This window comes from Microbacterium sp. EG9 (assembly GCF_059759475.1).
Window position 1 is genome coordinate 2,982,913 of the sequence record NZ_CM186217.1, and the last position, 14,728, is coordinate 2,997,640.

Sequence of the window (14,728 nt, forward strand, 5' to 3'; positions counted from 1 at the left end):
ACAGCCAAGGAGAACCCATGTGCACCACGCTCAAGACCCGCGCCGCACTCGACGTCGCATCGATCCCCACACCGGTGAAGCTCGCCGCCGCCTGGACCAGCTTCATGTTCCTGTACGTCTACGTCGACGTCTTGAACTTCTACAAACCGCATGTCGTCGCCGGCATCCTCGACGGGATGGTCTGGCAGTTCGAGGTGAACCCGCCGCTGCTGACGGGGATGCTCGCCTCGGTGATGGTCCCGGCGGTGATGATCGTACTGTCGGTGACCCTCCCGCCGCGGGCGAACCGCATCGTGAACGTCGTAGTGGCGTCGCTGTACGTGCCGTACTCGGCGTTCAACATCGCCGGATCGACTGCCGAGTGGCTACCGTTCTACGTGCTGTCCATCGGGGCGGAGCTGGCGCTACTGGTGTTCATCGTGCAGCGCGCGTGGACCTCAGTTTCTCGCCGCGAAGCGCTCGTGCTCCGCACCGATCGGTGATTCCGGACGCCGCGGACATGACCCTCATCGCCAGGTGGCGGTGTCGGGATCGATGTCCGCGGCGCCCGGGCTCTCGTCGATCGCGCGGCTCAGACAGCGGGCTGGCCCCGGGCGCACCGCGGCTCGAATGCCGTGATCCTGCTCACCGATCATGCCTGCGTGATCGTCGTCGAGGTCGTGCAGCTGGGCGATGGGCTGCGCGAGTTGCGAACCCTGCACCCGCAGCTGGCGCAGTCGGCGGCCCAGGCGACGGCGAGGTGCCGGTCGGGCTCGCTCCAGGATTGAGGGGGAGAGCATCTGCCTACGCGGCCAACGGAGGTGTTCGCGCGGCGGCCCCGCGCGTCGGCGGGCGGGGAGAATGGCGTGATGACACCTCGCGCGAAGAAGCCCACGGCCACCATCCCCTGGATCGTGATGGTGCCGTTCGCGGTGTCGGGCGTCATCCATCTCGTGCGGCCGGGCGTGTTCACTCCGATCATCCCGCGCGTGCTGCGCCGGTGGGATCGGCCGCTGGTGATCGTCTCGGGCCTCGCCGAGCTGGCGTGCGCGGTGGGGCTGATCGTGCCGTCGACGCGCGTCGCCGCCGGGCGAGCGAGTGCGGTGGTGCTCGCCGCCGTCTGGCCCGCGAACATGCAGATGAGCGTGGACCTCGGCCGCCGGGCGGCGCGCCGACGCACGCCGAAGGCATGGGCCGCGTTCGCCGTGTCACTGGTGCGGCTGCCGCTTCAGGTCACGTTGATCCGGCGGGCGCTGCGGGCCTCACGCTGATTCACGGATGAGGGTGACCCACTCTTCGTCGCGGAGGTAGCCCAGCGCGTCATTGGCGCGGATGATCGCCTCGTTGTCCGCCGAGCCGCCGGTGCGGAACCGGGTGAATCCTTCGCCCGCGAGAGCAAGGAGGGAGGCAGCCTTCACCGCCGTGGCGATGCTGGTCCAGGGGCGGATACTGCGTCGCGACGCCGGCGGCCGCGGCCAACACGCCCAGCTTGGAACCCCCGGCATCCATCCCGCGGCGGGCATGCCCGCAGGGCTCGACGTGAAGTGGCGGGTTCCTACGAGGCTGAGCGTGTTGAGTCTTCGGTCGCGGCATCCTCCGCAGGTATGGCGCCGCCTTCCTGCGGCGCGCGGACGTCGGGGAGCGCCAGCGTCGGGATCACGGCCAGTACGGAGATTCCGACCCAGATCCACAGCGTCGAGACCGCTCCAATCGCCGTGCCCGTGAAGCCTCCGAGCAAGCTGGCGATGGGAACCACCCCCATCCCCGCGAACCCGAGAAAGCTCATCTGCCGAGCGATCAGCGATCGCGGCGTGAGACGTGACGTCAGCGAGTACGAGTTCACGTTGTAAACGACGACGAGGACCGCGTAGAGCATTCCCTGTGCGGCCACGGCCACGTAGGCGAAGCGCCCGAATCCTGCGATCAGGGGCAAGATCGCCACGACGGGCACCATCGCGATGGTGACGGTTCGAAACGCGACGCGTTCGCCGAGCGACTTGTTGATGATCGGACCGATGAGCGTCCCCGCGAGACCGCCGATACCGATGCACATCAGTACCACCCCGATCTCGGGTGCTGACATCTCCAGCGTGCGGACGTAGTAGATCGTCTCCACCGCCGACCCCATGGCAAGTCCGAAGTTGATCAGCGCCGTGCTGATCACGATGAGTCGGACGGGCCTGTTGCCCAGACTGAATCGCAGTCCGGTACCGAGTGCGCGGTAGTAGGGCTCCGCGCGCTCATCGACACGCTCCGGCAACCCTCGCAGTCTGAAAGCCAGAATGGAGGAGAGCACCCGAGCGACCGACGAGATCAGCAAGACGAAAGGGGCGGCGACCCATCGCAGCACCTGCCCCACGACGAAGGGGGCGACGATGTCGATCGCGGTGGTTGCGCTCTCTTGACGAGAGTAGGCAAGCGCGACGTTGTCGTCATCGACGATGTCTGGCAAGACGCTTCGACTCGCGATGCTGAACAGCATCCCCGCGCATCCCGAGACGAAGGTGACGAGCAGAAGTTGCCAGTACTCAAGGATCCCCAGCATGAACGCAACCGGAATCCACAGCAAGGCAACGGCGGCGAGCAGCTCAGCGAACCCCATGATCGCGCTCTTGCGCATGCGGTCGACGAGCACACCGACCGGAACACTCAGGACGAGATACGACACGGTCCCCACCGCATTGATCAGTCCGACTTCAAATGCGGATGCCTGCAGAGTGATGACCGCGACGAGATCCAGTCCAATACCCGCGGCGCCAGCCGACACCGCACCGAAAGCGGATGCGCCCAGCAGCCGGCGATAGTTCGCGTTCTTGAGCAAGCCCGGGCGTTCCGAGCGTGTCTTACTCACTAGAAGTCCCTCGTTCCCGTCGGGTGATGCGGATACGTCGACGTGGCGGCGCGAACAGTATGTGCGCGCGGGGCAGGGAGCGACGCGCTCCGATATCGATGATGTAGTCGTCGCGGAGAGTGTCGAGCGCCACACAGAGCACATCCAAGGCGAACTGCCTCGCGGGGCAGAGCATCGCTCCTCTCCCGAACGGAAGGAAGTTCGCCGTCGTCGGCGTACTGGGAGACTCCCATCTGCCCGGGAGAAACTCCAGCGGCTTCTCCCAATGCCGACTGCTTCTGTGCACAGCGGACGTCATCAACACAACGTGGCGATAGCTGCCCTCGGCACCCTCGATCGGTTGTTCTCTAATGAGCTTCCACGCCGCTGGCGCGAGGCGCTGACTCTCGTCGACGATTGTTCGGGCAGCGAACTTGTCGAGTGCTCTAGACCCATCCTTCGCTCTCCGCATGCCGAGCGTAACCGCCCACTCAAGCCCGATCCCGGTGAAGCCAACCATCGAGAGCACCATGCGGGAGTAAACCTCCGGGAGCTCTCGGGGTGAGAGACGTCTGCGAACACGAAGTGCCACATCAATCAGATCGTCATGAGTTCCCGGTGACAGATGCAGAATATGGGGCAACATCCTGGCCCATATGTCACCACTCACGCGCGTGCGTTCCTTCTTCCTGAACCCGCGCACACTGGATCCGACGACCACCCGACGGACGTACTCACGCGTCAGCAGTTGCAGGGCAGGGTCTCGTCGCCCGCAGATCAGCGGAAACAGCATCTCAAGAATGGCCTCGACACCCCACCCTTGCGTCCGGAAGGCGCCAGTAGCGAAGCGGGGCGCAGCGATGGCATCCCGCGCCTCCTGACTGTTCACAAGGCGGATGATGCCTCCCCTGAGATCCTTACGCAGATCTTCCGGAAGCGGATCACGCGCGTACGTGCGGAAGAACGCGGTCTGCGGTCTGAACTCGCGGGGATCGGCAGTGGTGACGTCAGCGATATCGACGGAGTCCAGGACGATCGTGGCGCCGCCGTTTTCAAAGGAAGCCGTGTCGCGCTCGGCAATCCGATCGAGCCGTCTCAGGTCGAGATAGAGGTTCTTCTCACGCATGATTCGCACGAACCGGGGGTCGCCTGAACGACCCCCGAACCGGAAGAACTCAGATCCCGTACTTCTGCGCGTACCCAGAGCGGCGGAGGATGGAGCCTGCGATCAGTCGGCGGCGAATCTTTGTGAGCATCAATAGCCTCATTCGTGTGAAATCGATACCTGCTCAGTTGAACAGATGTCGATCACTCTATCGAATTTCGCAGGCGGCACTTTCCGCTTGCGAAATATCTGGTGATCGCCGCCTGGTGCTGGCGCGCACCTCCGACGTAGAGAGCGTCCCGCTACCGTCGTCTGGGAGGTGTTTCCGGCAATAGGCCATCAGTTCCGGAGCCGAACCGCGATGCCATCGATGATGTCGCCCTATCCAGCCTGACTGCAGATCGGGAGGCTGTCTGCGAACGCCTCGTCCGGAGATCTGACCGCCCATCCGACGCTCGCCACCGACGTGCTGCGGAGACTTCTCCTGGCCGACCAGGGCGGCGCGTAGCGGGCTGCGGGGTGCGTCGTCGGACGACGTAACGGAGTGGACCGTAGCCCGCTCGGCATCCGAAAGGTCGGCCTCCGCAGCTACCATCCCCGTTCCGTCGCCAGCATCGCGGTCCGGGATGTGCCGAGGTATCCGCAGGATCGGCCGAAGCCCTGCTCCGACTGTGACCTGGCGTCCTCGATCGTGTGCAGGATCTGTCCACCGGCCAGCTGAGTACCCGAACGATGGACAGGTCGTTCGGGTACGGCCCGACGAGTGGGCGCGCACCATCTGGGCTGACCCCTCAGGCGTACATTCGTGGGCAGGAAGCAGTTCGCGTCAGACCATCGACCCGAATGACGCATCCGCGCCGATCACGCTCCCGAATTGCCGCTTGGACATTCGGTCTGCGAAGTGGAAAAGTCAATCCGGAACCTGCAACAACTTCCCTTAGGCTCACGCGTACTACTGTATGCTCCCGCTCGATATGGCGGGCAATGCCGCGATTCCACGGTTGTTGGCAGTGGTCTCGCGGCCAAGATTCCACGAGAAGTGGCGGATTTCCACACCGTCCACGTTCGGAACTCATCAGTCGTCACCCTTCCCTGCGTGCGCCGAATCAGCTGGCAGGCGCGAGCTCCGACTTGGCGAACGGGGCTCGAACTAGTCACCTCGGCCGAGACGTCGATGTCATTTCGGCGCGGAACCGACGCGTACTGTAGGTTCTCGATGGAGATGGCGGAGGATCCCAGGATTCCAGGATATTTGGCGGTGGTTTCGTGCTTAGGATTCCACGGGAGATGGCGGATTCCTACAGGCAGGCGCTGAGCCAAGCCCAGACTTGAAGGTACGCACTCACCGTCCCTCGCTGCCGGATGCGACGGGTGTGGTTCACCGCGCATGCCGACGACTACCATCCCTCAGGCCGGCGTAGCGCGATTGATATCGACCCCAAGCGCCTTCGCGATCGCTAGCACCGTGAAGTAGCCCGGTTCCACACACTGGCCAGACTCGACGTTGCGCACCGTGTTCAACGACACATCCGCTTCCCGTGCCACCGCCTCCTGCGTCATTCCGGCCCGGGCCCGCGACTCGCGAAGGCTCGTGGCCAGCAACCGCGACTGCGCGATGTACTTGCTTTCCTCTCGGCGGCGACGATTGGGCATGCGCACGAAACTACCAGAGAAGTAGTGCCATAGTTATGGCGAATGTCGTCCGTGGCGGTCTATGATGGGAGGTGACGACGACACTTGGCCGGTTAGTCGTTCCCGGCGAGGCGCGACAATGAGCGTCTCGCGCGCGATATGTTCGCCGCGTCGCGTATGACGCACAACGATCTAGGAGCAGCGATGAGCAAATCCGATCTGACGCTGGACGACTTCATGACCGGCCTGATCGCGGGACTTGCAGAGCTGGACATTGAGGTCGTCAGCATCCGAGGCAACTCCTTCTACCGTGCAGTGATCGAGGCGTTCAACGCGTTCGAGGCCAAAGCGGTGGAGGCGCATGTCCGTCCGCGGTTCTGGCTCACGCTGAACCGTGTCTACGGCGACTCTCCGGACGTGCGTGACGCGCTCACCCGTGCTGTACAGCGAGACCTCGTAAGCCTCGACAATCCCGAGTACCAGGACATGCGCCTGAAGATCAACGCCAGCGAGGCCGAGATGTACTTGGATCACCTCCCCGGCAACCCGGACCTATACGTGAACGCCGCCCGAGCCTTCAGGTCGACGTACGCTGCGGCCTGACCATGAATGCGACCCCGGCCGGGGGATCGGCAACCGTCGAGGATGACGGCCTGGCGCAGTACGTCACGCGCATCGATGCCCTCACCGAGGACCTACTTCGGCCATACCTCGACCGATTGGGCAAATTGCCAGCGCTCGCCATCGCCGGCAAGGAGTTCAACGATGCGGTCTGGGGAACCATCGCGCTGGAGAGCGCTGAAGTCGTGGTGCTGGACAGTCCGATCCTGCAGAGGTTGCGACGGATCCGGCAGTTGGGTGTCGCGCAGCTTGTGTACCCGGGCGCCAACCACACCCGACTTGAGCACAGCCTGGGGGTGACCCACCAGGTCAGCCGTCTCATCGCTGGCGTCAACGCACACCGCGACGAGCCGCACTTCGCCGGGATCACCGAGCCGTGGAAGCACACCTTGCGGATGGCGGCGCTTTGCCACGATGTCGGTCATGGGTTGATGTCGCACGTCGTAGAGAACGCTCTGCGCAGCAACGAAGCCTGCGAGGACGTGATCCTCGCATTCCAGCGTCACCTACAGAAGGACACGGCCTCACAACTGTCCGAGATCGCTGCGTACTACATGGTGCGCAGCCCCGCCTTCCGGGAGTTGCTGGCGCAAGCAAACCGCATCGGCGGCCGTGCAGAGATCACGACCATGGCTGATCGGGTTTCGGAGTGCATCGTCGGCATCTCCACGGACGATGACTATCCGCTGATTCACGAAGCGATCAGCGGACCATTCGACTGCGACAAGCTCGACTACATGACTCGCGATGCGATGATGTGCGGCGTGCCCGTCGTTACCGATGTAACTCGCTTGACGCAGAAGATCCGCGCGGTGTCGCTGCAGACGAACGATCTCCCCGACCAGGTCGCCGACGCCGTGCGTGACACCGGCCGGCCGCACACCATCGTCGCGGTAGCGCGCTCTGGCGCCAGTACCCTGCACGAGGTGTCGCTGGGCCGCAGCCTTATGCACGACAAGATCTACCGGCACCACAAGGTGCGGGCGACCGAAGCCATGGTCGCCGCAGTGATCGCCCAGATGGGATCCGTGGTCGACGCGTACAGCCCAATGATCCCGCTCTCGATGTACGACGACGAGTTCCTCTCGCTCGACGCGGACCGCATGGCCGAGATGGTCGAGCGCAGCGGCACCACCGGCCACGACGAGCAGGAACTTGCCGTGGCCGTCGACATCGCGGGCCGGATCCGCGATCGTGACTTGTTCGTCCGGGCCTTCGCTTTCTCGCAGAAGATGCCATCCGACCCATACAAGAACGATCCGACGCAGCGTCGAGCAATTGAACATCTGATCCGCGACACCGACGACGGCGACACTCGCGCGGAGATCACCAGATCAATCGTGACCCGCATCCAGGAGATGCTCGCCGCACTCGGTCGCGACAGCGAGCTGAACGAGCTCTACCCTGGCGGTGACCCCTTTCCGTACATTCGTATCGACCCGCCGATCGTCAAGAAGACAACGGTCACCGACACCGACCAATCCCGCGCGTACTTGATCAACCACGACCACAAGCTGGTTTCCATGGGCGTGGTCAGCGCGGAGACCCGAGGGTGGGCCGATGCGTATATCAACACCCGCGACGTGGGGTATGTATTCTGCCCGCGAGAGATCACCGCCTTAGTCCACCTCGCCACCGAAGTGGTGTTCCGCGTCGATCACGAAGTGCATGTGAGCCCCACCATGCACTCATACGCCAAAGCCGGCACCGAGGACACCAACGATCTCCGTCGACAGCTGCTCGAGGCCGGCTACTACGACAGCCTGCCCAGTGACCTACGGCCAGTTCCCCCGTTCCTGCAAACCGCGGGCGCGAAATCGCGGATCCAGGAGGCGGCCGCCCGCCTCGCCGGCTACATGGGACCAGTCACGGAAAGCGACCGCGGAAAGTTGCAGGGCGGCGCCATCAACGATGGTCGCATCCGTGACTTCGTCGGACAGTTCAGCGACACGGACCTTGCGCTGAAACTGGTCGAGAACACGCGACTGATCACCCGCGAGGACATCACGGACACCATCCGAGCATTCCTAGAAGCCAATGGCGAAGACTTCACCCAGCCAGCGTTCGTCCCCATCGGCCAGGCGAAGGACGGCTCCTCGATCCTCACCTACTTCAGCGGCGACATCGCGCAACAGTTCGATGCACAGGTGCTGTCCCTTGGCGAGGCAGTCGCCTCAGATCGTCCGCTATTGTTCATCGACGACTTTATCGGCCGCGGAAGCTCCATCGTCAGTGTCTTCCAGTCGTATTTCGGTGCTGACGATACTGAGGGCCTCAACGAGGCCCGTCCACCTGCACTGGCGGCAGACATGCGCGCGTTGCTGCGGGCCCGCACGCTCGGCATCGTCACCGCCGTGGGCAGCGACGCCGGCCGGGCGCACATCCTCGCCAAGCTCGGCGAACTTGATCTGCACCCCACAATCTATTCGCACACAAACCTTGCCGACGCGCCCACCATCCATACAATGCTGGACGGTGAGGACGAGGCTCGCGCGATCGCGTTCCAGACCGAGCTCCGCACCATCGGGCGCGAGCTAATCGGCGGGAACGACCCGCTGAAGGCGGGAAGCCGGGAGCTCGGGTACGGCAACACCGGGCTGCTACTGATCACGCCGTTCAATACCCCGACGATGACAACGACGGCCATGTGGAGGCACGGCAACGATCAGCGCGTATGGCGTCCGCTGTTCCCACGCCGCCCCAAGACCTGAGGAGGAAACAACTACGTGCCACAGTTGCCGACGCGATACGACTCAAGGCGATTGGGGGGCCTGTAGCTGTCGCGACGAGTGCTGAGCAACCACGCAGTCGGATCCGCTCACGTCTTCAAGCTCGTCTCCGAACTGACCCACGCAACACGGCCGGGTGTCCGGTCGAGCCGACAATAGAGTCAGCGGTGCAGTGGGTGTGAAGGTCACCGCTGTCGCGACGGAGGTCAGTCGATGACGAACGCTGTGCAGGCAAGTCGCGGATGGTGACGGCGCTCAGCGAATCTCCCCAGACTTGCTCACCGAAGACCATGGCCGCCCCCTACTCTCCCGAGAAGTCGAAGGCGCTCTTCGGCAACAGTCACATGTCGACCGTCATGCTCGAGATCGTCTCCCTGGGCGGCGACGAGACCTTCTCGGCCAGCTCGCACGGGTTGCCCCATGAGGTAGACGCCGCAATGTCGAGATGAGAGACTTTTCTGTTCTGCTTCGGGAGGTCACCATGGGCGACGATGAATCGGCGGTCGATTGGGAAGGCGTCATCCGTGAGATGATCACGCGTGCGACCGAGACGGCGCCCACCGAACCAGGCGTCTACAAGATGCCGTGCGGTGAGTGTGTGGTCGATTTCTTCATCACCGCTGAGGGCGAGGAGCACTGGCTCGTCGCCGGGGACGAACGCTTCTACGCTCGTGAGACCGTCGCGATCGCGCGTCACGTAGACCACCCGTGGGAGCGGCTCTACACGCTCGCTGACGCGGCCCGTGAAATGGCGAGGCTCGCCGCCGCGAACGGTGGCGACGTCGACCGAGTGCTCGAGGAGCTAGTCGAAGCGATCGATGACCGGGAGGTCGGGCGCGTGGTGCGTGAGCGCGACGGCATGAGCACCGAACCCCTCGAGGATGTCGCGGCGCACTTCGGGGTCGACCTCGATCAGCTCTAGAACCGTCCGAAACTGCGCGTGAGGAACGTGGGATCCATGAGCGAGTATCCATGGTTCGACTTCGACCAGGTCGACTTCATCACCTCGGACCAGCATTTCAGCCACGCCCGGATCAGCGAACTCGCCGAGCGCCCGTTCGCGACAGTGGAAGAGATGAACACGGAGCTGACGCGACAGTTATAGCCGGGAAGTTCCTGGAGGAACGTGTCGAGGGTGCGGAAGAACCTCTCGACGGGGCTCTTGTCAGCGAGTCACGCACCTTCGGGATGGTGAGCTTCGCGGCGGGCTTCACATCCACCACGCATACGGTGTGGTCCGTGTGGACGATCAGATAGTCGGGAATGTGGCGACGGCGCTTGCCCTTGTCCTCCCCCTCGAGGAGAAACGGCTGAGAGAGAACCCAGTCGACGCGAGGGTCGAAGTCGGCCAACAGCAGGTTCGCGTACTCGAGCCGCGACTCGTATCCGACATGCGATTGCATGGTTGCCGACCAGTAGCTGCCCGAAAAGTGCCGCTGCCCCCGGTACCAGCGGAAATCACGCCACGGGACGGCAGCCTCGAACATGCTCAATCGAGCTGACTGCAGCGGAACAACGTCCACCTCGCCACCCGCTTTGCGAACCATCAGCGCGACATCCGCCGGGAAAGCTCCGCCCCGCGTTCCGAGCTGTTCGCGCGCCGTCATGAAGCCAGCGTGAGGGTCGAATCGGTTCGGGAGAATCCACGCTTCCGCCATAGATTCGCGAAATAAGATTCAGGTTCGAGCTCTTGCTTTCACCGGCTAATTCGGTATATGCGAGTTCCGAATACAAGTGAATGTGACATTCACTGTAGTGCACGTCACATAGATAATAGTCACCGTCAGGGATACAAATATAGAGACCACAAAATCAACGCCCGACGGTCCCCAGCGAAGCCCCGCGTCGGGCCCGTATGCGACACTCAAGGACATGAGCATGTTGGAGCCCATCGCGCCGGAAGAATCCCGGCTCGTCTTCGGCAACAGCTACATGTACAGCGTCATGGTCGAGATCGCCGGTCTTCGCGGCGAGAAGTTCTCATCGAAGACGATCACCGACGCAACGAGACTCTCCCCTGGCATCGTGCACCCACTGATCCAGAAGCTCCGCCGCGCGAACTTCATCGAGTTCGTCGAGCGCGTGCCCGGAGAGCGCACCATCCTGTACCGGGTCCGCGAGAATCCCTGGTGGAATGCGGCGAGCCAGTACGTCGAAGAGGATCGCGCTAGCGAGCGCTCCGCATCGTAGGTTAGTCACCGTTGGGTCTCGGGCGGTGGCGATATACGCGCATGACACCGTCGACTTCATTGAAGGATGAGACGGCGGTGTCCGAGTCCTTGAGCAGCTCCAGGAACGGGGTCGGATCTGGGACGAGCGGAAGATCGACATACGTGTTCGCGGGCTGAAGAACCTCGGCGTACGCACCGCCGAGTTGAGCCGCGTATTGCGGGACGAGGTCGGGCGCGGTCGCCACGGATGCGCTGAGCGCAGCGACCTTTGAGCTGGTCGACGCTCCTGACATCTGCACCATCTGCAACGTTTCGGCGGAGAGGGGCTCGCGGGTCGCCTCCGCCCACGCGCCAATCGCCTCAAGCACGTCGGTTGATCGCCAAGCGGCGTTTCGAGGAATCGCATCAGCAAGCAGGGTCTTGATCCGGGGTGAAACATCGGGATTGCGAAGGAGCGACGCCACCAGTGTCGCCGACGCGTTCGACGAGATGATCCAGTCTGGCGCCGTCTGAGACTCCACGACAAATGCTTCCTGTGCGTGCGCCGTGGCGAGAGCTTGGAAGGTGCTAGCGCTGTCGTCGAGCATTCCTGCGTTCATGAGTGCCGTGACAAGATCCGGCTCATCACCCATCGATCGTGATGCGGGGACCGTCTCTACGAGCTGTCCGGCAAGCGTGACACGAGCGGCGACATCGAGCTCACCCTCAGCGACGAGGCTCGCGGCGAGGCTGCGCCGCGCGGTCACGTCGGTCTCTGGCGGCACGGCGAGGTTGGGCGAAGCAGCGAGGTACTCGATCAGAGGAGCGTCCAGGGAGCGTACGGCGACGTAGTTAGTGACGTTCGCGAAGGTGAGGGGGAATCGGTGCGTTTCAGCAAGAACGGGAAGCAGCGTCGCCGGCACTTCATTGATGTCTCGGATGAGCATCTCCGCGGGCATTCGCCGCGCGATCTCGGTTGCCGCGCCGGCCCTTGAAAGCTCCGCGGCCTCCATCACATCCACTGCCATGTCAACGTTGGTGATACTCGGGCGGTGGGACGCGTCGATGCTTGACAGGTACGCCTCGAAGTGCCCGAGAACGTGGTCGAACGTTGGATCCTCGAGTTGCATGATCGCGTCGAGCGTGATGTCGCCCCCGCCGACTGCCACCTCGAGGTTCGGCGCATTTACTTCGTAACGGCGCGCGACCACGACCGACCGCTGCGCGGCCGGTGAGAGCGCTCGGATATCTGCGAGACTGACGCCGAGTTGGGTAAGCGCAGCAGTCGCTCGCTGGGGCGGAACGTCAGCAGTCAGTTCCGTAAGGCGCCATGGGTTCTCAGCGAGAAGTCGCTTGACGTCGTCGGGTACCGCGTACTCCAGCTCTGGATTCAAGGACTCGAATGCGGCGACGACGAGATCGAGCTGGCCCGCCGGTACGGCGGGTCCTTCAGTATCGATGAACTCGAAGACCCCATCCCACTGCGCTGCGACGCGACCGATGAGCTTCGCAGGCAGCCGTCCACGCTGCAAGTAACTGCGGATGAAGCCGACGGCGGCGGGGTCAGCGACGGCGAGAGCGGCGATGTTGTTGGCCAATCGGCCGTCTTCGCGCGCCAGCAGCTGGTCGTAGATCGCGATGTTGAACAAGCCGATCGATTCGAACACGCGCGGGCCGCCGAGTTCGAGCACCGCATCGACGTCCTTCTCGCCGAGCGGGTAGTCGTGATCCGGGGTGTCTGCTTGCAGATGTTGGATCACGTAGGTCATCGCGGCTGCAGAGGCGATGACCCCGTAGAACTCAGAAGCGTACAGAGCGAAGTTCCTATCGATCAGCCCTTCTGCGAGGAGGTCGTGCAATAGCGGGTCGACGGTGCCGCGGATGAGTCTCGATGAAGAGTCTCTCATCTGACGCATCAGCAACTGTTGGAAGTCGGCGGTGCGGTACCACTGCAGTTCAGCGCGCGCATCCTCAGCTGCCGCCGCGGTATCGGCGACGACCTGGTCACTCCAACGCGCCGGGACGGAAAGGCCCAGATCCGCGGCGATCTCGTCAGCGGGGAGCTCGAAAAGGACCTCTCCATTCGCGACGACCTGCAGAACGTGGCCGGAGTCGATCGCCGCTTCCCAGAAGCTCGCAGTACCGAGCGCGGCGGGTGCCCAGTCGGCTCCACCAATTCGATAGGTCGCAGTGTGCCCGCGCCGATGTACCCGTGGAAGCCAACGTTCGACAAGATCCTGGAGCGCAGCGCCAAGTTGCTCAGCGCGCGCATCAGTCGCTGCTGTCTGCGCGCCCTGCTCCCGGAGCGTAGCGAGCATTGCCGACGTAGCGTCCATCCCGCTCGCGATGATCTCTCGCGAGCGTCGATACAGCACGTCCAGCTCACTTGATCCGACCCGGATCAGCTCAAACTGCTTCATGTGGGTGTTCTTGTAGGCAACAAGCGCGAACAGCCCGCTTGAGGTGAGCCCGCCGAGCTTTCCGTCCGCCAGCACACGAGCGCGGAAGACCCGGAACTCGTTCAGGATGTTGCGCAGAAGCCGCATGTCCGTCACGTGCCTCGCCACCACGCGAACCGCCTCGAAAGTGATCGTCGAGTCAACCTCGGCGGCCAAGTCGAACAATAGGTCCGCAGACGAGCGGTGCGTGATGAACGGCACGATCGGGACAACGAGTTCGAAGAACTTGGTTCGCTGCGTCGCCGCATCCGACAGTCCGCGGTCCGCCTGCCACACGCCCGGCGCCGCGTCAGGGCCATCCGGCGTATCGCGTGGCACCTCAAGGTCTTCGAAGATGCTGTCCCGGACAGCGTAAACGAAGTGGACCGGACGCTTTCGAAGTTGTCGTGATGTGTTGAGCACGGTGTTGAGCTCACGCAGAGAGGCGTAGATCGTCGGGTCCTCGAACCGATCCAGGTCCTCGATGATCACGATGTCCCGACGAGTCTTCTCAAAGAAGTAGACAATCTCGTCGAGGTACTCGTCGAAGTAGCTCCCCCCGTCGGACTCCGCAGTCAGGCTCACGGACGTCGCCGATGTTCCGAGTTTGTCGATTCGGATCCGGTTGTGCAGGAGCGCCATAATCACGTACGCGATCACGCCGGCGATCAACGCTGAAGAAAGCAGCAGAGGGACTCGCATGCCCTCTTCAGCGGGGGCAAGTTGGAACGGTGCTCCCCAACCCGTCAGCCACAAGGTGAGCATGACGAGGACAGCGACCAGCGCGGATGCAAGAAGCGTCCGCCCCACTGGCAGCCTGCTGATCCTCTTGAACCTCGATCCCGGGACGCGGCTGGGCCGCTCACGGTAGAGCAGCTGCTTGACGATCTCCTTCTGGATGTAGTTGTTGAGGTCGTTGCCGCTCTCAACTCCGACGTCGCTGAGCGACGACAGAGAGATCTCAACCACACGCTTGCCGAGCTGGTCCCGCACGCCCGCAAGCACGCTGCTCTTCCCGCTCCCGTAGCCGCCGGTCAACGCGATATTCCAAACGCGCGCGCGTCGCCTGTCGTCGGTGAGCAGGTCGACGAGTTCGTCGCGATAAGTGCCGTGCTGGTCGCTTACGAACCTTGGGACAAGCGACTCGAGCTTCAGCGGAGTGGTCTCCGTCCCGCTGGCATCAGTCACACCGAACCCCCAATCGTCCACAGCAAATGGCAGGGATTCCAAGTCCCTGCCAACTA

General features: G+C 63.3%; 14 protein-coding genes. 8 read left to right on the forward strand and 6 right to left on the reverse strand.

Going from position 1 to position 14,728, the window contains the following annotated elements:
- Positions 1 to 17 precede the first annotated feature (17 nt).
- From AC6CQV_RS14030 to AC6CQV_RS14040, 3 genes are all read left to right on the forward strand, one after another.
- Positions 18 to 482, forward strand: a complete 465-nt coding sequence (locus AC6CQV_RS14030; protein WP_060961153.1) for a DUF6326 family protein — start codon at positions 18 to 20, stop codon at positions 480 to 482.
- 159 nt (positions 483 to 641) lie between these two features.
- Positions 642 to 767, forward strand: a complete 126-nt coding sequence (locus AC6CQV_RS14035) for a hypothetical protein (RefSeq protein WP_258186352.1) — start codon at positions 642 to 644, stop codon at positions 765 to 767.
- Between the two features lie 81 nt (positions 768 to 848).
- The gene (locus AC6CQV_RS14040) at positions 849 to 1,250 is read left to right on the forward strand and encodes a DoxX family protein (RefSeq protein ID WP_498259790.1); all 402 of its coding nucleotides are present in this window, start codon (positions 849 to 851) and stop codon (positions 1,248 to 1,250) included.
- On the opposite strand, the gene AC6CQV_RS14045 is transcribed toward AC6CQV_RS14040, so the two are convergent.
- The 4 genes from AC6CQV_RS14045 to AC6CQV_RS14060 form a co-directional block, all read right to left on the reverse strand.
- A complete protein-coding gene (locus AC6CQV_RS14045; protein WP_498259791.1) occupies positions 1,242 to 1,397 on the reverse strand; it encodes a hypothetical protein in 156 nt (51 codons plus the stop codon). The genes AC6CQV_RS14040 and AC6CQV_RS14045 overlap by 9 nt on opposite strands.
- A gap of 137 nt (positions 1,398 to 1,534) precedes the next feature.
- A complete protein-coding gene (locus AC6CQV_RS14050) occupies positions 1,535 to 2,830 on the reverse strand; it encodes an MFS transporter (protein ID WP_498259792.1) in 1,296 nt (431 codons plus the stop codon).
- On the reverse strand, positions 2,823 to 3,935 hold the full coding sequence (locus tag AC6CQV_RS14055; protein ID WP_492492031.1) for a cytochrome P450: 1,113 nt from the start codon (positions 3,933 to 3,935) through the stop codon (positions 2,823 to 2,825). Before AC6CQV_RS14055 ends, AC6CQV_RS14050 begins: the two co-directional genes overlap by 8 nt.
- Positions 3,936 to 5,321: 1,386 nt before the next feature.
- Positions 5,322 to 5,567 (reverse strand): helix-turn-helix transcriptional regulator, encoded by a 246-nt coding sequence (locus tag AC6CQV_RS14060; protein WP_498259793.1) that lies wholly within the window; start codon positions 5,565 to 5,567, stop codon positions 5,322 to 5,324.
- A 183-nt stretch (positions 5,568 to 5,750) separates the two neighbouring features.
- Between AC6CQV_RS14060 and AC6CQV_RS14065 the strand changes: the two genes are divergently transcribed.
- The 4 genes from AC6CQV_RS14065 (at position 5,751) to AC6CQV_RS14080 (ending at position 9,818) form a co-directional block, all read left to right on the forward strand.
- Positions 5,751 to 6,149 carry a hypothetical protein gene (locus AC6CQV_RS14065; protein ID WP_498259794.1) on the forward strand — a complete coding sequence of 133 codons (399 nt, stop codon included), beginning with the start codon at positions 5,751 to 5,753 and terminating at the stop codon, positions 6,147 to 6,149.
- 2 nt (positions 6,150 to 6,151) lie between these two features.
- Positions 6,152 to 8,878: a phosphoribosyltransferase-like protein gene (locus AC6CQV_RS14070; protein ID WP_498259795.1), complete on the forward strand. Its 2,727-nt coding sequence runs from the start codon at positions 6,152 to 6,154 to the stop codon at positions 8,876 to 8,878.
- A 308-nt stretch (positions 8,879 to 9,186) separates the two neighbouring features.
- Positions 9,187 to 9,345, forward strand: a complete 159-nt coding sequence (locus AC6CQV_RS14075; RefSeq protein WP_498259796.1) for a hypothetical protein — start codon at positions 9,187 to 9,189, stop codon at positions 9,343 to 9,345.
- Between the two features lie 32 nt (positions 9,346 to 9,377).
- Positions 9,378 to 9,818 (forward strand): zinc ABC transporter ATPase, encoded by a 441-nt coding sequence (locus AC6CQV_RS14080; protein WP_498259797.1) that lies wholly within the window; start codon positions 9,378 to 9,380, stop codon positions 9,816 to 9,818.
- A gap of 112 nt (positions 9,819 to 9,930) precedes the next feature.
- On the opposite strand, the gene AC6CQV_RS14085 is transcribed toward AC6CQV_RS14080, so the two are convergent.
- Entirely contained in the window at positions 9,931 to 10,503 is a 573-nt protein-coding gene (locus AC6CQV_RS14085; protein ID WP_498259798.1) for a TnsA-like heteromeric transposase endonuclease subunit, read from the reverse strand.
- A gap of 265 nt (positions 10,504 to 10,768) precedes the next feature.
- Here AC6CQV_RS14085 and AC6CQV_RS14090 point away from each other — a divergent pair, with 265 nt between their 5' ends.
- Positions 10,769 to 11,086 (forward strand): hypothetical protein, encoded by a 318-nt coding sequence (locus tag AC6CQV_RS14090; protein WP_498259799.1) that lies wholly within the window; start codon positions 10,769 to 10,771, stop codon positions 11,084 to 11,086.
- Position 11,087: 1 nt separating this feature from the next.
- Here the strand turns inward: AC6CQV_RS14090 and AC6CQV_RS14095 are convergent, their stop codons facing one another.
- Positions 11,088 to 14,672 carry a YobI family P-loop NTPase gene (locus AC6CQV_RS14095; RefSeq protein ID WP_498259800.1) on the reverse strand — a complete coding sequence of 1,195 codons (3,585 nt, stop codon included), beginning with the start codon at positions 14,670 to 14,672 and terminating at the stop codon, positions 11,088 to 11,090.
- Positions 14,673 to 14,728 lie beyond the last annotated feature (56 nt).